32 protein-coding genes and 2 tRNA genes are annotated in these 19,488 nt (G+C 36.2%); 9 read left to right on the top strand and 25 right to left on the bottom strand.

Annotated elements, in window-relative coordinates; genetic code table 11:
• Positions 1 to 212: transposase (locus tag B091_RS12045; protein WP_040368888.1), on the top strand; the 212-nt coding region annotated here is incomplete at its 5' end.
• Between the two features lie 60 nt (positions 213 to 272).
• Here the strand turns inward: B091_RS12045 and B091_RS0109220 are convergent.
• The 17 genes from B091_RS0109220 to B091_RS0109300 all read right to left on the bottom strand — a co-directional run bounded on the left by B091_RS0109220 (position 273) and on the right by B091_RS0109300 (position 8,830).
• Positions 273 to 608 carry an HNH endonuclease gene (locus B091_RS0109220; protein ID WP_018109717.1) on the bottom strand — a complete coding sequence of 112 codons (336 nt, stop codon included), beginning with the start codon at positions 606 to 608 and terminating at the stop codon, positions 273 to 275.
• A gap of 446 nt (positions 609 to 1,054) precedes the next feature.
• A complete protein-coding gene (locus tag B091_RS0109225; RefSeq protein WP_155888296.1) occupies positions 1,055 to 3,334 on the bottom strand; it encodes a hypothetical protein in 2,280 nt (759 codons plus the stop codon).
• Positions 3,335 to 3,362: 28 nt separating this feature from the next.
• Positions 3,363 to 3,872 carry a hypothetical protein gene (locus B091_RS12370; RefSeq protein ID WP_018109719.1) on the bottom strand — a complete coding sequence of 170 codons (510 nt, stop codon included), beginning with the start codon at positions 3,870 to 3,872 and terminating at the stop codon, positions 3,363 to 3,365.
• Positions 3,869 to 4,198, bottom strand: a complete 330-nt coding sequence (locus tag B091_RS0109235) for a RusA family crossover junction endodeoxyribonuclease (RefSeq protein WP_018109720.1) — start codon at positions 4,196 to 4,198, stop codon at positions 3,869 to 3,871. Before B091_RS0109235 ends, B091_RS12370 begins: the two co-directional genes overlap by 4 nt.
• 120 nt (positions 4,199 to 4,318) lie before the next feature.
• Positions 4,319 to 4,537, bottom strand: a complete 219-nt coding sequence (locus B091_RS0109240; RefSeq protein WP_018109721.1) for a hypothetical protein — start codon at positions 4,535 to 4,537, stop codon at positions 4,319 to 4,321.
• Between the two features lie 198 nt (positions 4,538 to 4,735).
• On the bottom strand, positions 4,736 to 5,710 hold the full coding sequence (locus B091_RS0109245; RefSeq protein WP_018109722.1) for a hypothetical protein: 975 nt from the start codon (positions 5,708 to 5,710) through the stop codon (positions 4,736 to 4,738).
• Complete coding sequence (locus B091_RS0109250) at positions 5,710 to 5,979, bottom strand: helix-turn-helix domain-containing protein (protein WP_018109723.1); 270 nt, start codon at positions 5,977 to 5,979, stop codon at positions 5,710 to 5,712. Before B091_RS0109250 ends, B091_RS0109245 begins: the two co-directional genes overlap by 1 nt.
• A gap of 3 nt (positions 5,980 to 5,982) precedes the next feature.
• Positions 5,983 to 6,189: a hypothetical protein gene (locus B091_RS0109255; protein ID WP_018109724.1), complete on the bottom strand. Its 207-nt coding sequence runs from the start codon at positions 6,187 to 6,189 to the stop codon at positions 5,983 to 5,985.
• A 9-nt stretch (positions 6,190 to 6,198) separates the two neighbouring features.
• Positions 6,199 to 6,657 (bottom strand): DUF4494 domain-containing protein, encoded by a 459-nt coding sequence (locus B091_RS0109260; RefSeq protein ID WP_018109725.1) that lies wholly within the window; start codon positions 6,655 to 6,657, stop codon positions 6,199 to 6,201.
• Positions 6,650 to 6,883 carry a hypothetical protein gene (locus tag B091_RS12055; protein ID WP_018109726.1) on the bottom strand — a complete coding sequence of 78 codons (234 nt, stop codon included), beginning with the start codon at positions 6,881 to 6,883 and terminating at the stop codon, positions 6,650 to 6,652. The genes B091_RS0109260 and B091_RS12055 overlap by 8 nt, the downstream gene beginning before the upstream one ends.
• A 19-nt stretch (positions 6,884 to 6,902) precedes the next feature.
• A complete protein-coding gene (locus B091_RS12635) occupies positions 6,903 to 7,052 on the bottom strand; it encodes a hypothetical protein (RefSeq protein ID WP_155888298.1) in 150 nt (49 codons plus the stop codon).
• A gap of 10 nt (positions 7,053 to 7,062) precedes the next feature.
• Positions 7,063 to 7,374, bottom strand: a complete 312-nt coding sequence (locus B091_RS0109275) for a MerR family transcriptional regulator (protein WP_018109728.1) — start codon at positions 7,372 to 7,374, stop codon at positions 7,063 to 7,065.
• A complete protein-coding gene (locus B091_RS0109280) occupies positions 7,368 to 7,628 on the bottom strand; it encodes a hypothetical protein (RefSeq protein ID WP_018109729.1) in 261 nt (86 codons plus the stop codon). Before B091_RS0109280 ends, B091_RS0109275 begins: the two co-directional genes overlap by 7 nt.
• The gene (locus B091_RS0109285; RefSeq protein WP_018109730.1) at positions 7,625 to 8,008 is read right to left on the bottom strand and encodes a helix-turn-helix domain-containing protein; all 384 of its coding nucleotides are present in this window, start codon (positions 8,006 to 8,008) and stop codon (positions 7,625 to 7,627) included. The genes B091_RS0109280 and B091_RS0109285 overlap by 4 nt, the downstream gene beginning before the upstream one ends.
• Positions 7,995 to 8,231 carry a hypothetical protein gene (locus B091_RS0109290; RefSeq protein WP_018109731.1) on the bottom strand — a complete coding sequence of 79 codons (237 nt, stop codon included), beginning with the start codon at positions 8,229 to 8,231 and terminating at the stop codon, positions 7,995 to 7,997. Before B091_RS0109290 ends, B091_RS0109285 begins: the two co-directional genes overlap by 14 nt.
• Before the next feature lie 12 nt (positions 8,232 to 8,243).
• Positions 8,244 to 8,435, bottom strand: a complete 192-nt coding sequence (locus tag B091_RS0109295) for a hypothetical protein (RefSeq protein ID WP_018109732.1) — start codon at positions 8,433 to 8,435, stop codon at positions 8,244 to 8,246.
• Positions 8,432 to 8,830, bottom strand: coding sequence for a hypothetical protein (locus B091_RS0109300; protein WP_018109733.1), 399 nt, complete (start codon positions 8,828 to 8,830; stop codon positions 8,432 to 8,434). The genes B091_RS0109295 and B091_RS0109300 overlap by 4 nt, the downstream gene beginning before the upstream one ends.
• A gap of 190 nt (positions 8,831 to 9,020) precedes the next feature.
• Here B091_RS0109300 and B091_RS0109305 point away from each other — a divergent pair, with 190 nt between their 5' ends.
• The 4 genes from B091_RS0109305 to B091_RS0109320 are packed head-to-tail and all read left to right on the top strand — an operon-like array spanning position 9,021 to position 10,753.
• Complete coding sequence (locus B091_RS0109305; RefSeq protein WP_018109734.1) at positions 9,021 to 9,449, top strand: helix-turn-helix domain-containing protein; 429 nt, start codon at positions 9,021 to 9,023, stop codon at positions 9,447 to 9,449.
• 49 nt (positions 9,450 to 9,498) lie between these two features.
• Positions 9,499 to 9,909 (top strand): helix-turn-helix domain-containing protein, encoded by a 411-nt coding sequence (locus tag B091_RS0109310; protein WP_018109735.1) that lies wholly within the window; start codon positions 9,499 to 9,501, stop codon positions 9,907 to 9,909.
• A gap of 8 nt (positions 9,910 to 9,917) precedes the next feature.
• Entirely contained in the window at positions 9,918 to 10,232 is a 315-nt protein-coding gene (locus B091_RS0109315) for a hypothetical protein (protein ID WP_018109736.1), read from the top strand.
• Between the two features lie 20 nt (positions 10,233 to 10,252).
• Positions 10,253 to 10,753 carry a hypothetical protein gene (locus B091_RS0109320; protein WP_025069654.1) on the top strand — a complete coding sequence of 167 codons (501 nt, stop codon included), beginning with the start codon at positions 10,253 to 10,255 and terminating at the stop codon, positions 10,751 to 10,753.
• On the opposite strand, the gene B091_RS12640 is transcribed toward B091_RS0109320, so the two are convergent.
• Positions 10,745 to 10,933, bottom strand: a complete 189-nt coding sequence (locus B091_RS12640; RefSeq protein WP_155888300.1) for a hypothetical protein — start codon at positions 10,931 to 10,933, stop codon at positions 10,745 to 10,747. The genes B091_RS0109320 and B091_RS12640 overlap by 9 nt on opposite strands.
• A gap of 235 nt (positions 10,934 to 11,168) precedes the next feature.
• Between B091_RS12640 and B091_RS0109330 the strand changes: the two genes are divergently transcribed.
• Positions 11,169 to 11,516 (top strand): hypothetical protein, encoded by a 348-nt coding sequence (locus B091_RS0109330; RefSeq protein ID WP_018109739.1) that lies wholly within the window; start codon positions 11,169 to 11,171, stop codon positions 11,514 to 11,516.
• A 161-nt stretch (positions 11,517 to 11,677) separates the two neighbouring features.
• Here B091_RS0109330 and B091_RS0109335 read toward each other — a convergent pair.
• From B091_RS0109335 to prmC, 7 genes are all read right to left on the bottom strand, one after another.
• Positions 11,678 to 11,762 (bottom strand) — tRNA-Leu (locus tag B091_RS0109335).
• A gap of 15 nt (positions 11,763 to 11,777) precedes the next feature.
• Positions 11,778 to 11,850, bottom strand: a tRNA-Gly gene (locus B091_RS0109340).
• 91 nt (positions 11,851 to 11,941) lie between these two features.
• Entirely contained in the window at positions 11,942 to 13,282 is a 1,341-nt protein-coding gene (argH, locus tag B091_RS0109345) for an argininosuccinate lyase (RefSeq protein WP_018109740.1), read from the bottom strand.
• Positions 13,283 to 13,302: 20 nt separating this feature from the next.
• Positions 13,303 to 13,713 carry an SRPBCC family protein gene (locus tag B091_RS0109350; protein WP_018109741.1) on the bottom strand — a complete coding sequence of 137 codons (411 nt, stop codon included), beginning with the start codon at positions 13,711 to 13,713 and terminating at the stop codon, positions 13,303 to 13,305.
• A gap of 99 nt (positions 13,714 to 13,812) precedes the next feature.
• Positions 13,813 to 14,445 carry an orotate phosphoribosyltransferase gene (pyrE, locus tag B091_RS0109355; RefSeq protein ID WP_018109742.1) on the bottom strand — a complete coding sequence of 211 codons (633 nt, stop codon included), beginning with the start codon at positions 14,443 to 14,445 and terminating at the stop codon, positions 13,813 to 13,815.
• Positions 14,446 to 14,695: 250 nt separating this feature from the next.
• Positions 14,696 to 15,166 carry a regulatory protein RecX gene (locus tag B091_RS0109360; RefSeq protein WP_018109743.1) on the bottom strand — a complete coding sequence of 157 codons (471 nt, stop codon included), beginning with the start codon at positions 15,164 to 15,166 and terminating at the stop codon, positions 14,696 to 14,698.
• Between the two features lie 4 nt (positions 15,167 to 15,170).
• Positions 15,171 to 16,004, bottom strand: coding sequence for a peptide chain release factor N(5)-glutamine methyltransferase (prmC, locus tag B091_RS0109365; protein WP_018109744.1), 834 nt, complete (start codon positions 16,002 to 16,004; stop codon positions 15,171 to 15,173).
• 55 nt (positions 16,005 to 16,059) lie between these two features.
• On the opposite strand from prmC, the gene ribD reads away from it, so the two are divergent.
• From ribD to B091_RS0109380, 3 genes are all read left to right on the top strand, one after another.
• A complete protein-coding gene (gene ribD / locus B091_RS0109370) occupies positions 16,060 to 17,097 on the top strand; it encodes a bifunctional diaminohydroxyphosphoribosylaminopyrimidine deaminase/5-amino-6-(5-phosphoribosylamino)uracil reductase RibD (RefSeq protein WP_018109745.1) in 1,038 nt (345 codons plus the stop codon).
• 302 nt (positions 17,098 to 17,399) lie between these two features.
• Positions 17,400 to 18,707 (top strand): DUF6242 domain-containing protein, encoded by a 1,308-nt coding sequence (locus B091_RS0109375; protein ID WP_155888302.1) that lies wholly within the window; start codon positions 17,400 to 17,402, stop codon positions 18,705 to 18,707.
• A 32-nt stretch (positions 18,708 to 18,739) separates the two neighbouring features.
• Complete coding sequence (locus B091_RS0109380; RefSeq protein ID WP_018109747.1) at positions 18,740 to 19,477, top strand: undecaprenyl pyrophosphate synthase; 738 nt, start codon at positions 18,740 to 18,742, stop codon at positions 19,475 to 19,477.
• Positions 19,478 to 19,488: the final 11 nt, after the last annotated feature.

Below are 19,488 nucleotides of genomic sequence, written 5' to 3' on the forward strand. Positions count from 1 at the left end.
TCATCTATACAACTAACTTAATCGAAAATCTTAATGGCAAGATTAGAAAGTACACCAAGAACAAATTATCGTTCCCAACCGATGATTCTGTGATGAAATCAGTATATTTAGCCGTTAGAGAGGCCACAAAGAAGTGGTCAATGCCTATCAGGGACTGGGGCATAATTTTAAATCAGTTCCTAATTATTTACAAAGAAAGGGTCAGGCTATAACAATAACCCAACCCAAGCTTAATTTACTTACACACTTCCTGAGACAGTGTCCAAATGTATTTACAAGTACCTATCAATAAATCTTTTCGTTCGTCTTTCATTTGCCTTCTGAACATTTACTTTCGTATGCGAGAACATATCTCTATGAATACGGTTATGACATTCATAGCTCACTGACATGAGGTTGTTGAAGTCGAACATAAGTACCTCCATCTGCTCGATGGTTGTGACTGATTCAATTGGTACGATGTGATGAACAGCTTCAGCTGGTGTTATCTTATCTAGCTCTTTGCAGACCTCACACTCGCATAGTGGTTGTGATTGGAGCTTCTTCATTCGTAATGATCTCCAGCGTGCTGTATTGATTAACTTGATGTAGTTTGGATCTTTTGCCATAATCTTCTAGCTTTGTTAAAAAACAATAACATGAATAAAATATCAGAAACTATTAATCTTTCAGCATCACTTTGTTCTCTTTTTACCTTCTTGATGCTAATGCTCGAAAAAAGTGACAGCTCTGTGTTTACTTTAGAGAAAATATTGATAGTTATTACTATAGGTATAAGTTGCGTTTTTTCCTTGGCTCTTCTTCTGTTTGTTATAAAATATATATACAGTTTATCTAAGAGAACGACTTAAAATAGAACACTTAGAATAGGACTTATTTTAATCGGTAGTCTATTCTCTTCTTTAATCTGTGGATTTCTTGCACTATTCCTATCAACAATTACTGGAGGAATAATACATGTTTTAGTTTTACTTACTACTGATGCTATTACTTCTTATTTCTAACTAAGAAGTTTTAGTATAATAGCTGTTAGACTTATAATAAGCGATGTTTATTATTTACATTCTTCTTTAGATGATTTATCTTCTACTTTATTTAAATCAAAATCAACATTAATTTTATCAAATAGTATTTTGTTTCTTCTAAAAGCTCTTGTTAATAAGCTCTTATATGTAAGTATTTCCATATACATAGCAGCATCTTTATTCTCCCTATCCCATACTCCTTCAACAGGTTTATTTGGGCAATAGTAATATTCTTGGTCGTGAGATGGCTTGAAACCTGTACCATGAAATTTTAGCTCATTAGCATTTATTCTATCACCAATAAGATATCCATAGAAAAGTGTAATGTCAAATTCATCTTTGGCGAAGTTTCTTATTAAAGATGCATAATTATGGACCTGCGTAATGCGATCAGTTAACATTACATTTGGGCTTTTATACTCCAGTATAACACATTTTCCTTCAGATGGGAATAGAATTGTATCTATTCGATAATCGTATCTTTTCTTTCCTAAAGAATCTCTCCATTCAATTTGCTCTTGTGTAAGCTGATCATCTGTCTTAAGAATATTTTTACCATTGTATTCCAGATTTTTTAATTTAAACTCTGAACACCCTGTATAAAGCATGAAGTCCTCATTCAGCATCCATAAATCGCTAGATTCTACATTGTTTGATTTTTGCTTGAATAAAATATTATGTAATATCTGCTCATCATTATTTCTCGCTGTTGTTTGAGTGTTTAACTCTCTATTTAACGCTTTTTCAAATAGATTAAGTACTATACCTCTACGTGCGACATATTGAGTAAGAGCAGTCCTGTTTTGAAGAGGTATCTCCGTTGTTATAGTATTTGCACTCTTTTCAAGATCTTCATAATATGTATCAGCAGTAGGGTTAAGCATTTTAATATTATTAAGTTCTTTTTGTATTAGGGCATCACTTTTAGCAACATCGTCTGCTTGCTTCTTATATACTTTTTTTAAAATTGTTTCAGCTGTATCATTAATAGAAACTTTAATACTGTCGATAATATCCTTATCTAGTAAAAACGTTTTTTTCAACTCTTCAATATCAGCTAATTTTTTTTCCTTCTTTTCTTTAATATCAGGATATGCATCTATGGTTGTTTCGTCTATATTTTCTTGAATCGAATCTATCAACACTACTTCATCTGGAATAAAGAGGTCTCCACTTAAAAATTCTTTTTTAGAAATTAGATTTATCTTTCCTCTTTCATCTCCTTCTACATTGTCAATATATGGGCTACTAAGTAAAAATAAATATCTATTATTATTAATAACTTCTTCAGCATTTAGAATAGGAAATTCAAAAGGGTTTTTATCAAAAGATAAAATCTGTCCTTTACTGGTAACTTCTATTATATTTTTATCTAATTGTTTAGATGGTATTTTAAAGGTATTCAACGTGAAGAGTTCTTTACGCTCACTTGACTCTAGGCCTGATTTGGTTTCGCTTGATTTAGAGTAAAAGACTGAGAACTCTAATTTTTTATCAATTTCAGGGAAATCTGATTTCGTTATTGTTGCTTTCTCTACTAACTTATGGCCTTTATAATTCTCTATGATAATGTTAGGCAATTTTTCACTTAGACAAAGTAATCCCATAAACTGTTTGAGTAAATTCTCTTTAAGAGAATCGGCCGTCAGTTTTGAATAAAAGTTTAAGTCTTTTTGATATATAGGAACATCTAACTTAACTTGTGTTTTACGTGAATAATTTTCCGTTGTTATAACTTTTTCATTAATTACACCAATTAATGCATTTTTCTTAGGAAATAATCCTTTTTTTGAAAGCACTACTTCTCTTAAGTGGTATTTGTCTTCTTCTTTATAATTACTAGTGATATAGGTATTTGTAAAGAAGTGAAGATATTGTATTCTACCTGATCCTCTGTTATTAAAACTTTTACTTTCATCATACAATTTCTGCAATCGCTTATAACTTTCTTCAGTTAGGCCAAGACCAGTATCTTCAACCTCGAATGCTTGAAGTTCAAATGTTATGTCTTTATCCTTTTTGAATAAATTAGCAGAAATAACATCTACGAAAAGCATGCGTATTGTTATACTTTGAGATGTGATATCTTCAGTTTCACTCAGTTCTTTAATACTCTCCCAAGAATTCATAAAAGACTCGTATATTGGCTGGAGATGGTTTGGTGATTTGCGTATTTTTTTAATGGCATTATGATAGGAAATAGCATCTCCACCAGTAATATATTTCTTTATCTCTGTTGACTTCATGATATCTTTAAATAATAAATAGAGTAGCAATATAGCAATAACAAGTAAAATAAGATTCATCATTCTAATTATATTAGTGAGTTCATAGTTATTATTTAAAATCATCTGGTGACTTGTAGATGCGCTGATCTACTTTTGGTTTTATTCTCATATTGGCGTATGAGCCTTTTTCTGTAGGATCGCTTTCCCACTCAGTATATTCGTTGAACATGTCCTTTATTTCATCGGCCATATGCATGCCTTGCTCATTCATGATAAGTCTGCGAGTTTGCTTTGACTTTACATATTCACCGAAAGGTATGAGCAGTTGGAACTCTGGCTTAGGATTTTTCTTAGATAGTCTTTTGAGCCTTCTGTACTCACGAGGGTGAATAAACATCTCCGCAATTGGCTCAGGTACTGGTGGTTTATCAGTAGTATCATTAGCAGGATCAACTACACGAAGAAAACACTCTACTATGTACTTTTGCAGTTCATAAACACTCTTAAAGCCATATGTAGAGGCAATATCTTGTAAACGTTTTACGTCCACAACAGATACATAAGTGTATATCTTCTGACCTTTGTATTTTCTATGTGTTGGTTGATTCTTGGTTTTCATATCTCTAATGTCTTTAAGGCAAATTCAATATATTCTTTACCTCGCTTTACTATTTCTGTTTCGACAATGGCTTTTCTAATTAACTTATCATCGAAGCCGTATTTCTTGCTTAGAACGTCTTGTGTTGGCTTTACAGGGTTATCCCAGTCCGATAGGGTGCTACTGAAGCCAAACTTGAAGTGAATCTCATAGGGCGGCTTTGGTATCTTTAAGCGAGGTAGTAGCCAAAGCAATGTGTTCTGATAATTCTTGTAGGCATCTGTTTTAAATCTTCGTCCTTTCCATGCTTCATTTACGGATAAGGGCTTTATATCAATTCGTATCATTTATTCTGTTTTTACTTCTGTACCACACTCAGGACATCTATAAACTTGACATCTAATGCAGAATCTACATCCACATTTCTGACATACGACGTATACGCAGTGATTAGGCATTCTCTTGGTTTATAGGTTTAAGAATTCATGAGGGCTGTAGGTGTTTAGTTCTACACATAGCCTATCACTCTCTTGATATATTCTAGCAATATCACAAGGCTTATTGACTACAATCTGAACTGCTCTATCTTCACTTAGGTTATATTCAAAAGTCCAGTTCTTGCTACTCTTTACAATCTGCAGATCAAATGCAGAAAGGGGAATAGTGATAATCTTCTTCTCATTCATTTTCTTTATGCTTTATGCTTTTGACTTCCCATCTATAAGTTCTTCGAACTTCCATTCTGGGAAGTATAAGACAAGTAACCAGTATAGTGTGTTGGCATATATAGTTGCCACGATGGACACTTTTTGTACCCATCTATACCCAATTGTATTTGTGTATTTTGCTAACACGTTGATATATTGATTATTGTCATTGTTTTATTACTTGAGTATTTCATCATTGCGTAAAATCACGTAATTCATCTCTAATAATTGCCTAAATTCTTTCTCTTCTTCACTCTGTATGAACGTGATATGCTTTTTTACATCATCCCATTCATTATTTATAAACTCACGTATATTTCTATACTCCCAATCGGTGAGTGAACCGTTGTTATGCTTTTCCTTTGATTCGTCGAGAACTACATCACGGCCTTTCTCCAAAATCTCTATACAAAGCTGTCTTTTAGCTCTACCTGTTCCCTTTGGAGTGATTATATCTTGCTTAAACCTAATCGTACGCCAATCTCTAAAGAAGTTTTCAACTAGCTTATGTAAACTTTCAGGACTAAAAAAGTCTTTTACTGAGCCTTTAGTCACACGACGATTAACCGTTTCTATACGTAGTATATTTCCTACAGGAATAACCTTACGCTTCTTTTGAACAGATTCAAAAACCTTATCATAAATCTTAAAGTATTTTCGGATATGTGTATGAAACTCTGTTGTTTTATCACGCTCATCTTTATACTTAGGATTTACGTATATCAGCTTTTCATTGGCTATTGTACCGATGCTTTTAATCTTTTTCATAAAAGCTATACAGTCCTTTGAAAGGTTCAGGTTTAAGCCTATTTCGTAATGATAGATACGAGCATCAGCCTCATCGATACCTTTCTCATGCAAAAGTTGCTTGATAGCTGTCTTAGCTTCTGACATCGTGAACATGTCATAGTTAGTTCTTTCGTTCCTAATAACTTCATTATAGTACTTATGCAAGCTTCCTTCAGCTTTCAGCTTTCGGTTTCTCTCTATCTTTAGATAGATGCCTTTTTGCTGCTTTAGATTCTTGCTGTCTATATTGTCGTAATAGACTACACCATCACGTGAGTTCGTTTGTAGAACATTGCGCCAGACTATATGATCTATCTTGTCATTCGCTAGTGGTGGGGTTACTATGGTGATTAAATCAAACATTATATTTTCCCTTCTTCAAAGAGCCTTTGTATTTCGGATCGTTGCACATATGCTTTACCTCCTATTTTACTTTGGGTAATTATGTTGTCTTTTACATACCTCTGATACGTTGTTTTGCCAATACCAAGCATCTCTTGTACTTCCTTAGGTGTTAATGCTTTCTTTTCTGATTCTGCTTTAAGAATGGCTATATCTTCTTTTGTCTCAAGTAATATGCTTTTAAGTTCAAGCAAGAGGCCTCTAAATTCGTTTTGTTGCCTTATGTCCATAACTTATGATGTCCTTAATATTCGATGTTTATTACCAGTCCTTCCGTTAACTGTTATAATCCCTTCAGCTACTAATTCGCTTAGAGCCTCATCGATATCTTCAGCGATGGCTTGTTTTAACTCAAACTCGTTAGGGTCTGAAGGGAATACCTTTTGTTCTTGCTTCTTATCTTGAAGCACTTTAATTCGGCTTAGGATTATCTTTCGCATAGCTGCCTATTAAGGAGTGATGGAGTTCTTTTTGTCATCACTATATGGGAATACATCCATGATTGGTGTTTCCTTGATTTCAGCTATCTCGTAATCAGACATAGAGCCTTCCATACCTTTTTTGATTACTTCTTGAGCCTGATCAATATCTTTGGCTTGAGCTAGCATATACACACTTGATCTCTTTTCAGCTCCACTCTTCTCATCTATGAGGATAAAAGTAATTTTGCCTTTAAACCACTTGTCTGCTTTTTCTTCTGTATTAAAGAATATCTCCGAAAGCTTTACTCGCTTTATATCGACAATAATAAATTCACCCGTGATAAAGGGGGTTAGTTCTTCTATGGTCCGGACTTCAGCTTCTGTCCAGGATAGAGCATCAAATACATAGACTTCGGTTACCTTCTTTTGCAAACCGTTTTCTTGAGTCTTGTCAAACTTTACTTTTGATTCAAACCAATTATTCATTTTCTCGAGTTTTATGTTTTAATAAATATTCAAATACAATCATGAGCGATACAAGGAAGCCTATTATAGCAACCACTATCAAGAGGCCCACTAATGGCAACCACAAGGGTGAAGTTATCCACCACCAAGACCACGTTACTAGGTCTGTAAGCTTTAGAAATAAGAAGATGATAAATACGATGGTGCATAATCCACTTACACCTTTCTTTGCTTTGGAGTTTTTCATTTTGAAATATGTTTTATGATTATTCGTAAGCCTCAACTATCGAAACTACTTTCTCATCATCTTCAGCCAATAACTCAAATGCTGATTCGGCTTCAGCTTTAGTACGGTAAGTTTCGGAGTAGAAGTAGGGCTTTCCTTTTTCGTCTTTCATTACTATTTTATAAATCATAGCACTCGTATTATTGAGCTTTTCTTCTTGCTCTTAGCTGCTTTTGTAGTGCTTTGAAATCGAGAGTTAACGCATAACTCATTCGGAACAGGTGGTGATCATTCTCACCAAGCTTTGTTTCAGGCTCAATTAAGCCATCAGCAATGTAGTTGAGTACTGTTCGAGGGTTTACGCTATGCATGTTGGCTACTTCATTTGTACCAATTAGCACGTTATCATAGCGATTTAAAAAGCTTTCTATCTTCAGACTTGCATACTCTTCATTTGCGAGCTTCTTAAATATGTCATAGTCTGCCACTATTAATGTTTTACCTGTTAGCATAATTGATTTCGGTTTAGATGGTTAATTGCTTTAATTCCAATAGCTTCAAACTCATTCATCAGCTTTCTGTCATACTTATCAACAGGCTGCATGTACGCTGTTTTGCGGACAAAGTATCTCCATTGTCCATTAAGTCTATCTGTTAGCCAGACAATTAGCTCTATGTGGCCTATGCGATAGGTATATCTGGTTGGTTTACCTTCGAGATAGTGGGTAGGGTGCAGTGCAGCATCTTCAATAATTATTCCGCTCATATCATTATTGATTCATGACGTCTGACACATACGGATATGGTATATCTGGCTGCACGTCTGTTTGTAACTCGTCCTCGCATAGGCATTCCTTCGAAAGGCACGTAAAGGAGGAAGATTAGAAGTAGACAGGCTGATATGATCTGCTTTCTTATTTCTGTGAAGTCTTGATCCATGAGTTTACAGAAGAAGTGAGCGGTAATCTCTTTATCCTTTGATAGCCCTAGTTTCTGCTTAATGGCTTTCATGTAACTTTTTACGGTTTCATAGCTTATACCCATCTTATCAGCAATCTCCTTGGTCTGGAGACCAGCGCCGTTGAGGCTGTAGGCTGTATTCTCTTGACCTGTAAGTTCAGGTAGCTGTACATTAGTTTTCTGCATACTCTCTAAGTTTTTCTTTGCGATTATCTAATATTTGAATGTTCGCGGCTAGTACACTCAATTCACCATCTGTCAAATCGGCTAGTGTCGCTTTTTTCATTGCGAATTGATGAGTAGTGTATGTAAAGCCTGCATTTCTGCATGCTTTAATCCGGTCGCCTCTCTTTGATTCATTGATTATTCTTTCTTTCCAGGTTTGAAGAATGTCTTTGTTCTCAGTCATGGTTTTTATATTTTATTTGTTGATTAATCTATCCAATCGCTTATCTAATCTTTCGATGAGCTTATCTATCTCTGCTTTGTTTTTCTCCATTAAGAGTGAGGATGCTGCGAAACAGCATAAGGCAATGAGTGCTTGTAAGAAGCTGTCTGTAAATAGCAGCATAAGGGAGAGTACCCAGCTTGTGATAATTAGTTTTGCTTTCATAGTTCTACTTTTAGAAAAGTATATGTAGCAACAGCTATTAAGCTTACAGCTGAGATAACTAGAGCTATCAATACGCAGGTATTCAGTTTGCTCACCGAGTCTTGTAATGCCTTTTCTTTTTCAGAATTCAAAGGAGGTTCCGATGCTAACTCAGGCATAGTACCATCATTTATAAAATTGAAGTATGCATTAGCTAGATTAATGACTTTACTCGATGAGATATGGAGGAAAATATGATTATGAGCAAACGTGGTTTTTTCTGTAGGTGGACAGTATTTATAAGCTAGCTTCAAACACTTAAGTCTAATCTTCTTTTCTTTTTCTACTTCCTTTTCAAGTTCTTGCTTCTTATCATCTGCTAGTGATGCATTTAGGTTTTTGTCAGACGTTCCCATAAGTCAATATTTTTTAAGGTTATCCCCCTTTTTGGGGATTTTAATTCTTATATTTGTTTGTTTACTTTGTACAAGTCTTATAGCTTATCGCTATGAGTACATCACAAATATACATCTAATATTAGATATATCAACTATAACTATATCTAATATTAGATTGTGTGCTTAATTTATAACGATTCCAAACAGTATGACATTAGGAAAGAGAATAGAGGAGATAATGCAGGTGAAGGGGTATACAAAGAATTTTATAGCAAATAAAATAGGTATACATCCAAGTACCCTAAATAATTGGATTATCGGAAAAACAACCCCCGATAGTCTAAAATTAGATGTTTTAAGTGATTTTCTTTCTGTAAATACTAACTGGATATTAACTGGTGAAGGTGAAATGATTAAGTCTGGAGATGTAAATCTCAAAGGAGACGGCAATATTGCCAACACGGGCTCAATAGGTGGTGGTGTGTCTTCTAATTCGTCAAACGAAAAAGTTGTCGAGCTGGAGAAAGAAGTTATAAAGTTGAGAGGTGAAGTAGCCATGCGAGATGAAACAATCAAAGGATTGAGGAATGAACTCGCTGTAAGGAAAGAAATGATTGATTTTTTACAGAAAAAATAAAACGTGACATTATGCTTAAAGTAGCAAATGCCATTTAACCTAATCTATTATGACAGATATTAATGTTAAGGCTATTAGAAAAGCAATTGAAGTCAGCAAAGAACAGCTTGCTAAAATGATAGGGGTATCTACGTACTCTATTGATAAATATGAAAAAGGCGGCGTTATCCCTGAATCAAAAAGAAAACTTCTATTAAAATTAAAAGGAAGAAATATTGGTGATGAAAAACTACTTGCAGCTATAACAGGTACTAAAAACTTAGTTAATGCAGGAACTATTAGTGGAAATATTATAAGTGGTTCCACCATAAATAATTCGACCATTGATTTTTCTACTCCAGAAGGTATTCAACTGTTAAAGGATAGAGTAATAGAACTGGAGAAAGAAAATGAGCGCTACCGAAGAGATAAAATCAACTTAGAGAAGCTGGTTAGTTTAATGGAAGATTTAAACAAATAACGTTGATTATGAATTTACCAGATGCTGTTAAGTTGGATTCTTGGTGGATGATTATTCTTTGGTTAGGTGTAGCAGCAATAGCCTCAGCGCTAATCTTTAATATTGATATTATTAATAGAAAGCACTTATTGGGATTAGGTATTGGGATGTTTATTGTTGGTATTACTAATTTTTCCGCAGTAAAGACCGTCATCAGAGAAGCGAGGCAAGGATACTGGAGCAATGAAGAACCAAAGCCTAGCAGGACACAAAAAACAGGAATGTATATCGGCTGGATATTAATCATATTCTTTGGAGCTTTAATCTTATGGTCTCTTATATAACTCTAAAACAAATATCACTTATGAAACTGTCTAAATATGATTTAAAGGCCATTTCAATAGGCATTATAACTAATTTTTTATGTTCGTTTATATTTTACCTTATCCCTGTTCTCTTGACATGGTATTCTACGGGTAGCTTCTCTGATGCATTTCGTAAGACTTTAGAGATAGATGTGAAATTATGGGTGATTCTCATAGGTGTATTCTTAGTTCTAACCATCTCTACTATAATTAGAAACATAAAACCTAGATATGTAAAATATATGAGGGATACCTTCAATAATGAGACATGGATATGGAAGTGGACGAAAAAAAAGGATGGGAGTTATGCTATTGATAAGCTAGCCCCGCTATGCTCGAAAGACCATACACTTATGTTTGGAGGAAGCTATTATAATTATCATATGTATATATGCCCTCAATGTGGTCAAAAATATGACACCAAAGATTTAATAAAAGGTGGAGTTTTGGGAATGATAAAAAACAATGTGTTTAAAAATTATTCAGTTTATCTAGATTGAAGTTTTTTTAGTTTCGGATAGATACAGTGTCTTCCATGCATCACGTTCTTTAGTAACCTCAGCAAGCTCATTCTTTGTGCTGTGGTATATCATAACTGATGATGCGAGACATTCTACTGCTACAGGAGGGAATGAAGGGAATTCAGCTGCTATCTGTTCTTCTAGTTCTAATTTAGTCATTGGTCTATAATTTAAGTGAGTATTAATAGCCTCAACAGAGAGGCCTATACTACTTAGTATTATAGATTGCTTTTGGGGGTAAAAGGTAGCTGAGAGATGGTCTATCATAAATTATTGTTATGGTACAATACAATACCTATATGATTGATTTTTTACAAAATAAAAAGTAGTCTAGCCCCGTATCACAAAGACATGTATTAACTTAAATGTTTATTGCTAACTTTAATTAAGTACCATGTCTGATGTTAGGATTGAGGGTAATAAAAACATTGCTAATACAGGGATTATCCAAGGTGACTGCATAATCAAAAATACCACTATAAATATGAGTTTTAAACTCATCGAGCTAAATAAAATTGCTACTATGGAAGAAAAAGAAAAGAGCCTCATCAACATGACTGAAGCACAAAGCAAACTAGCTGGAGCAATAGAAACGTTTGCTCAAGCAGAACTTATGAGAGCTGAAGCCGATAAACTAAGAGCCAAGGCAGACGAAAACAATTCACTAGCCAACCTTAATTACTCTAAGGTGATGCTTGAGGATCGTGAGATAATAAAACAGATGCTGAATCAGCTAAAATAAGATGTGATGAACTGTTTGGGTTTATGCGATGATGATTTGAGTAAGGATAGAGGAGTGGCTATCTGAAACATGATATTCACTCAAAGCCTTATCGATTGTTGCCCCTGGCGTTGCCCTAAATAGAAAAACCCTCGAATAAACTAGTTATTCAAGGGTTTTCGTACTCGAAGCGGGACTTGAACCCGCACAGCTGCTATAGCCAAGGGATTTTAAGTCCCTCGTGTCTACCGATTCCACCATTCGAGCAGCAAACTTTGCTTGAGCGAAAAACGAGACTCGAACTCGCGACCCCAACCTTGGCAAGGTTGTGCTCTACCAACTGAGCTATTTTCGCATTTCAACGGGTGCAAAGATATGGAGTCTATTTCTTTTTTCCAAACATTACCATCACTTTTTTTGCACAAAAAAAGTGATGGTAGGATGGTTTATCTTTTAAGTAGTTCTTTTTCAGCTTGTTCTATTTTACTAAATTCAAAGCCTTTCAGAACATCTTGCTCTAATTCTACAATTTTATCGTTACATAAGTTGCCCAAACTTCCTTCGTGGGTATGATGAACCTCTTTGTTTGGTGCAAAATCTCCAGCCTCAATAGCCAAACCAACCTGCTTATAGGCGTCTCTAAAGGGTACTCCTTCAAGAACAAGTCTGTTTACTTCTTCTACGCTGAACAGATAGAGGTATTTATCGTCTTTTAAAATTTCAGTGTTTACTTCCATTTTCTTAACAATATACGTAGTCATTTCCAAGCAAGCGAGCAGTTCTTCAAAGGCGGGCACAAAGACCTCTTTGATGATCTGTAGGTCTCTAAAGTAGCCCGATGGGAGATTATTCATTATTAGCATGATCTGCTGTGGTAGGGCTTGTATCTTGTTGCATTTGGCACGTATCAATTCAAATACATCAGGGTTCTTTTTGTGAGGCATAATGCTCGACCCTGTTGTACACTCATCAGGAAGTTTTATGAATTTAAAATTCTGGCTGTTATACATGCAGGCATCAAAAGCAAGTTTTGATAATGTCCCTGCAATCGTTGCCATGGCAAAGCCAACATTACGCTCTAGCTTTCCACGTCCCATTTGTGCATAAACCACGTTGTAGTTCATCGAGTCGAAACCCAATAGCTCTGTAGTTAAGCTTCTGTTGAGCGGGAATGACGAGCCGTAACCCGCAGCAGAACCTAGCGGGTTTCTGTTGCACATTTTAAATGCGGCTTGCAAAAAGAGTAGGTCGTCGGCTAAACTTTCAGCATAAGCTCCAAACCATAGCCCAAAAGAAGAGGGCATAGCAATCTGCAAATGGGTGTAGCCAGGCATTAAAACTGATTTATATCGCTCACTTTGCTCAATGAGCACATGAAATAAGGAGTCAACCGACTCAGCAATCTTACCGATTTCTGTTCGCGTAAAAAGCTTGAGGTCTAGCAATACCTGATCGTTACGTGAACGACCACTATGGATCTTTTTACCCATATCTCCCAAGCGTTGAGTTAGCATAAGCTCTATTTGTGAGTGAACGTCTTCAACGCCCTCTTCAATTTTGAACTCTCCACTTTCGGTTAATGCATAGATAGCTATTAGCTCTTTATGAATAAGAGTCAACTCTTCTTTGGTGAGCAGGTCAATCTGCTCAAGCATCTGAGTATGTGCTAGCGATCCGATGATGTCGTGAGGAGCTAAGTAAAGATCGAGCTCTCGGTCTCTTCCGACTGTAAATTTTTCAATCTCCTGATTTACCGCTGTTGATTTCTCCCAAAGTTTCTGTGCCATTTGCTTTGCTTTTTTAAAGTTTAATACTGAATCATAGATAGCATTGTAGCCATCTTTTCTAGTCCTTCCATTAATGGTTTTTTGACCATACCTTTAATAAAGGGGTTGAGTTCTGCATCAATAGTTACTTTGATTTTGCAATCGTTCTCTGTTACTGGAAGAATTTGCACCCAAAGTGTAAAAGGGATTGGCGATGTAGTCGTAGCATATTTTACGCAGCTGTTTGGAATGCGCTCTATTACTTCTAGGCTGATTTTACCAATAGGGCTTACAGAGAAGGTTAGTGAATCGTCGGTAAACTCTAGATCTTGCACTTTATCTGCAGGAATTTTATCTTTGATTCCTTCGAGGTTGCTTAGCACTGAAACTTTATTGAATACCAATTCGTCTGCGAATGGAATAGCTTTTACGGAACTTTCAAATTTGCTCATAAGTTTGTTTTAGAACAATAAAAAACAAGAAGAGTCAATCAAAATAAACTTGACTGCTCTTCTTTTTATTTAATCTCTTTATTTCGTAAACAGGTTTGCTTATGCATTCCAGTTTGCGGGGTCTTTTCTCCAATTGTCTAAGATCTCAACATCTGATTCTTGAATGTATCCTGTTTTTAGAGATATTTCAAGCACAGCTTCGTAGTTCGTGAGTGTTATCAAAGGTACTTTGGCTGCTTTAAAAGCTTTTTCAGCTACGGGGAACCCGTAAGTGAAAGATGCTACCATACCTACAACTTCACATCCGTCACGACGAATAGCCTCAATAGCCTTTAAGCTACTTCCACCAGTTGATACTAAGTCTTCTATAACAACAACCTTCATGTGAGGTTTAAGTTCACCTTCTATCAGATTCTCTAAACCGTGACCTTTTGGTGTACTGCGTACGTAAACAAAAGGTAGATTTAGTAAGTCTGCTACTAAAGCTCCTTGCGGGATAGCTCCTGTAGCAACACCAGCTATAGCATCAACTTCACCGAACTGTTCAAGAATAACTCGAGCTGTTTCGATTTTAACAAAGCTGCGTAAAGCTGGGTAAGATAAGGTTTTGCGGTTATCACAGTAGAATGGAGAAGTCCATCCTGAAGCCCATGTGAATGGGTTTGCTGGTTGTAGCTTGATTGCTTTAATCTTGAGTAGCTTTTCAGCGAATAACTTTTCTAAAGTTTTCATAATTTATATAATACTGACGTCTGATGAATACTGTAAGACAAAAATACTGAAATCCATTGAGATAGAAAAGTATAACGAAATTATATTTAGTGTTATAAGACAGTTTTCCAAGGCTCGCAATCTGAGCTTCCTACTGAGATTCGAGTGTGGGGTAGGGCAATGATTAAAAACCAAAAGCTTGTTTGCTTGCTCCGACTTACTCGTTTGCTCCTTGTCAATAGGTTGTCGGAATACTAGTGACTAGACCGATTTAATATTGCTCTTCGATATCTGGTAGAACTTTAGAGATATCTCCATATTCGTATCCTCGCCCCAAAGCAAATCGAGCAAGCTTACCGTTCTTTTCGTAGTCGCTATTGGCTTTTACTGTTTTGGCTTTATGCGTTAATATGCTCTTGAGGTTTTCTATATATAGTTCGTAGTCGATACTCTTAAGTGCATTCTCAATGAGTTGGTCGTTGACTTTTTTAAAATAAAGGCCCTGAGCTATTTTCTTTTTACCCCACTTGGCATACTTATACTTATCGTTAGTATAGGCTCTAGCGTAACGCTCTTCGTTGAGAAAGTTCTCTTTTTCGAGACGGCTGATGATAGATTCTATCTCGTCGATTTCTAATTCCCATTTTGAAAGCTTCTTTTCTATGTCCGAGCGGCATCTTTCTGCTGCTGCACAGTAAGCAGCCATACTGTTTAAAGCCTCTTTTGTGTTTGTGTTGTTCATAACTTTATCTTTCAGCTGTCACCATTCTATCCTTACCATATAGGTCTTTTAGTACTTGAACGTTTTTGTAACCCTTCTGCTCTAAGAGCTGAAAAGTTAGTTGTCCGTAGGCTTGATTGATTTCAAAATAGAGCTTGCCACCTCTATTTAATATTTTAAGCCCTACTTCGGCTATCCTATTATAAAATAGGAGAGGGTTGTGGTCTTCTACGAAAAGCGCCAAGTTAGGTTCCCAATCGAGTACATTCTTTTTCATGAGTTCTTTCTCGCTCTTTGTTATGTATGGTGGGTTACTAACTATAATGTCAACCTTCATACTCTTAGGCTGATAGCTTAGAATGTCTTTTTTGCTGAACCTAACCTTGGCTTTGAGGTTTTTATTATTAGTCCGAGCGATCTTTAACGCATCTTCCGAGATATCCCAAGCAGTAACTCGTGCTTCGGGATTATTCTTCGAGATCGATATGGCTATACATCCACTTCCAGTACCTATATCGAGTAGCGAATAAGGACCTTTGTTTTCTTGCAAAATCAGATCGACAAGTTCTTCGGTCTCTGGTCGTGGGATGAGTACACCAGGCTTGACTTTAAACTCTAACCCATAAAAATGAGCACGCTCTAAGACGTATTGTAGTGGTTCGCTGTTTGCTAATCTCTCTACAGAACGTTTTAGTCTAGTCCATCTACTCCGAGATAATTTAATATCTTTGTTGAGGTATACGTCCGTCTGTTCGATATTTAAGATATCTGTGCAGAGTATTGTTGTGATGCTCTTGAGCTCTTGCGGATTGTATATGGCTTGCAAGGAGTTATATATGTGGGATTTTATTTTTTGCATTATAATCTTTCTTTGTATAACAAAAGTACGAAATTAATAAAGAGTTAACCAAAAGATGAATAAAGAGAAATATATCCGTAGGTGCATTCAGTTGGCTCAAAATGGACGATTGTATGCTGCACCCAACCCTATGGTAGGAGCTGTAATTGTTTGTGACGATAAGATAATAGGCGAGGGGTATCATGTGCGCTGTGGCACTGCTCATGCTGAGGTCAATGCTATTGCATCGGTCAAAAATAAAGAATTATTAAAGAGGTCTACGATTTTTGTTAGTCTTGAACCTTGCTCACATACGGGCAAAACCCCTCCTTGTGCTGATTTAATAATTAAGAGTGGTATTCCTCGTGTAGTAATCGGTTGTCAGGATCCTTTTAGCAAGGTTGCAGGTAATGGGATTTTGAAGCTTAAAAATGCAGGTGTACAGGTTGAGGTAGGTGTACTTGAGGCCGAATGTTTGGAGTTAATTCGAGCCTTTTGTATATTTCATAACCAAAAGCGACCTTATCTTATTCTCAAATGGGCTGAGTCAGCTGATGGCTTCATTGATAAAAAACGTACCGATGGGCATCCTGTAATTCTTTCTTCAGCCTTAACTTCAATGTTGGGACATAAACGCCGTGCTGAGGTTTCTGCTATTTTGGTGGGCTCTCAAACCGCATTGCTTGATAACCCATCTCTTACAACTCGCAATTGGTATGGCCCCAACCCGCTACGGTTGGTTATCGATAGAAATCTTACTTTACCCAAGAGCTTAAATCTATTCAATCGAAAGCATAGAACGGTTGTTTTTACAGCTTTGAATAGTTATGTGCCGACAGAAAATATTGATTATGTTCAACTTGACTTTGGGCAGAGTATTCTTCCACAGATATGCACCTATCTATACAACCAAAACATTCAATCCTTGTTGGTCGAGGGTGGATCTAGATTACATCAATCTTTCATTAACGAACAGTTATGGGATGAAATTTACGTTGAAGAGTCACCCGTTGTGTTGCAGCAAGGAGTTGCTTCGGCTTTGCTCGACTCCAAGTTACCCCATAAGATAGAGCATGCTTTTGGTCGCTTATATCGAGTTTACCATAAAAGGTAGTAATTAATGGTTGTTTATGAGTTGGATATCAATCATACTTGCTATTTTGCAAAATCTTCACTCTTATTTAGATACTTAGATTTAAGAGTCTCAAAAGAATCGTTATATTTGCAAGAATAGTTTCGATAATAATTACATCTAGCGTTATTGAAAGTTAACTCTATGTTGGATTGTTTTGATCTTTTTCTTAGAAACAAGTGATTCAGATAAAGTATCCGACAATAAAATAGAGTGATTAAATAACATAGACATTAAAAATGTTTCTATTTTTGTGAAATAGAAACCATACAAATCTCTTTTAAATGAAAATAAAGCATTTACCGATAATCTCAGGGCTTTTGTTGACGACACTTCTCGCTACATCTTGCTTGAAATCAGATAAACAGAATTATGTGTTGGGCACAGACGCTACCATCCATGCCATCCAACTTGATACTGTTTTTGGAAAAAAAGTACCATTAACGATTGATCAGGCAAACAATAAAATCTTTAATAAAGATTCTTTGCCAATGAATGCTGATACAGTTGTCAATAAAATTCTTATAACTAATATAGTTACAGGTGGAAGTTGGATCACTCGTAAATTAGATGCTAGACTGGAAGCTCATTTAGAGGAAGATAAAGATACGGTTTACAACTTCATGACCGATTCGTTAAATTTTACTCATCCAGTTGAGTTGACCGTTTATGCCATGGACCTCGATGTGTCAAGAAAGTATACGGTAACGATTAACGTTCACAAACAAGATCCCGACTTATTATCTTGGAAAGCATTTGCCCCATCAGTGGCATTGGGACAACCAGGTCGTGCACTCGAGGCTATAGACGAAAACCTATTCGTTATAACTCCAGATGCTAAAGTTTTTAAGGCTCATAACATGGAACCAGAACATTGGGAAGCATTAGTGACCACAGGTCTTGATGGCATCACAAAAATTGATCGTGTTGTGTCAAGCCTCAATAAAGATAAATTATACCTTTTAGCAAATCAAAAGCTTTATAGTTCAATAGATGGAGCTTCCTGGTCTGAAATCGCCCTTGATAAGCCCGTTGATGAGCTTCTTGCTGTTAGTAAGAACCGAATTATGGTTGTTGGTAAAACCGACGACGGAGTTTCTAGCTTTGGTTATGTACAGCTTGACCAACAGACCTCAGAAATGGTGCTTGGTTCAGCCTTGCCTGAAGAGTTCGTAACCGATAGAGTAGTAAGTACATTTTACCACCGTAATAATGTTGCTATGCTAATGCTTAAGTCTGCTTCAAAGGAAAAGTATTCCTACGTATGGATGTCTGAGAATGGAGAGAACTGGGATAAGCTAGTAAGTGCGTCTGATGAGAAAAAATGTCCTTTTCTAGAGCAACCGCAACTATTTTATTATGATAATAGGTTGTTTGCTTTTGGTGGAGAAGGTATGAAATTTTACGAGTCCTTAAATGGTTTGGATTGGAATGAAGCCAGTAAAAAGTTTCAGTTTCCATCTGATTTTCCTGAGCAGGGAGCTAATGTGTTGACCGTTGATGCAAATCACTATATGTGGATTAATTTTGATTCATCTAATGACCTGCACCGTGGTAGACTAAATAAGTTTGGGCATAAAATTCAAAAGTAAATTATTACATTACACTAAGAACTTTGTGTCTTATGGCAGAAAATGACGAATTAGACTTTGCCCGTATCCCCGATCATATTGCAATCATAATGGATGGAAATGGGAGATGGGCTCGCCAACAAGAAAAAGATAGAACTTTTGGCCACCAAGCTGGAGCTAAAGCTGTACATAAAATTGCAGCTAAGGCCGCTCGTCTTGGGGTTAAATACTTGACTTTATATACATTTTCTTCAGAAAACTGGAATCGTCCAGATGATGAGGTAAACGCACTTATGGGTTTGCTTCTGTCATCCTTGGACGATAGTTTGTTTATGGAGAATGATATCCGCTTTACCGTTATTGGAGAAGAGGATAAATTACCTAAAGATGTTCAGCAGCGTCTTGCCCAATGCAAGGAGAGCACAAAAAACAACAAAAGGATGACTATGGTTTTGGCCTTGAGTTATTCTTCTTATTGGGAGCTAACCGAAACCGTGAAGCTTTTGGCCTCTCAAATCAGTGCAGGCACTCTTAAGGTTGATCAGATTGATTCTGACCTTATTGGATCGCATTTGGCGACTTCTTTTATGCCCAATCCCGATTTGTTGATTCGTACAGGAGGGGAGTATCGGTTGAGTAACTTTTTGCTTTGGCAATGTGCTTATACCGAATTTTATTTTTGCGATACATTCTGGCCTGACTTTGATGAGGCCTCACTAGTTGAAGCCATTAAGGATTTTCAATCTAGAGAACGTAGGTTTGGCATGACAAGCGAACAATTAAATAAGTAAACAACAATAAT

The organism is Bacteroides propionicifaciens DSM 19291 = JCM 14649, assembly GCF_000375405.1.
Taxonomy (GTDB): domain Bacteria; phylum Bacteroidota; class Bacteroidia; order Bacteroidales; family Bacteroidaceae; genus Bacteroides_E; species Bacteroides_E propionicifaciens.